Annotated in this window: 1 protein-coding gene; it reads right to left on the reverse strand. The window is 46.5% G+C overall.

Translation table 11 applies throughout. The features are described 5' to 3' along the window. On the reverse strand, positions 1-1,294 hold a 1,294-nt coding region (locus QT74_RS07805; RefSeq protein WP_033765914.1), incomplete at both ends, for a SabA family sialic acid-binding adhesin.

Here is a 1,294-nt window from a genome sequence, read left to right on the forward strand (position 1 = left end):
GTTGTTTAAAGCGGTTATGGTTTCTCCCACATACGCGCAACCGGAAGCGAAAGTTTGAGTGGTAACCGTGCCAGGAGGTGAACCTTGTGTGCCACTAGTACCAACTGTTGAGGGGTTGTTGCATGTGGCTAAAAAGCTTGTAACAAAGTTTTTAAAGGTCCCGGTGAGGTTATCAGGGTTAATGGTTTGCCCCACTTGATTGGCTAAATTGAGCATTTGCGCTTGCGCTTGCGCGTTTTTGAGCATGCCTTCAGCGAATTGAGCGTCTGTGAAAGGGTTGAAAGGCTTGCCGTTATTAGCGCCCACTTGAGCGGATTGCTCATTGCTGTTAACGATGTTCGCTTGATTGAGCATCTCTTGAGCGTCCGTGATCATTTTTTGGATCGCACCGATTTCTTCTGAAAAAGCGCCGCATAGCTTGTTAGAGGGCCATTCCCACTTCGGGCCATTAGTCTGATTATTAGGAGCATGGAAAAACGGGCATGCTTCGTTGATGGTGTTGATGAGCGTGCTCGCTTGCGCTAACAGCGCTTGCGCGTTGTCGGGGACACCTCCCATTTGGGTAGTAATATCAGTGTAGCTTGCTCCTAGTGTATTACCAGGTGCGTTATAATCAACAACTTTTGAACTGATCGTGGTGTTCACGGTTTTGCCATCTATGGTTTGGGCTTTGGTTTTTGTTCCGCCATTCCTGTTGTCCTTTAATGCATCACAGTTATTATTATTTTCTCCTGCACATTTATAGCTATAAGTTACGCTCACGGTCCCGTTCTTTTCATTCAGCGTCGGTAAGCCTTGTTTTAAAGCCGTTTGCAAGATTTGATAGGCTTCGTTGAGCTTTTTAAAATTCTCAATACTCATAGGGCCATAGTATCCAGGAGTATACCTGTTCAAAGAACAAGTGATGGAAGTGGATCGATACCCTGGCTCGTTGTCAAAGACGGTTGTTGAAGAAGTGCTTGCTGTGCCATTAGCGTTACCGCCGCATTGCGTCACATAGCCCACGATATTCCAAAACCCTACCGCCGCGTTGATGGCTAAAAGCACGGCTTGATAGGCTGGGGAATTTTTTTTGTCATTTAATAAGCCAGCCGCGCTCGCGCCCAAATCGTTACGCACCCCGTTGATCGCGCTCGGGTCAGAGGAGAGCTTGATAAGGGTGTTTAGGGTGCTGTATTTGGTCAAAAGGTTGTTTAACTTTTCATAATTGTCTGAGAGTTCTTGAATGCCTTTGGTGTTTTTCACCATTTGAGCGGCTTCACCGATTTGATAGCCCGCACTCATGTAAAAGCCA

Source organism: Helicobacter pylori SA213A, assembly GCF_000476275.1.
GTDB lineage: Bacteria > Campylobacterota > Campylobacteria > Campylobacterales > Helicobacteraceae > Helicobacter > Helicobacter pylori_CL.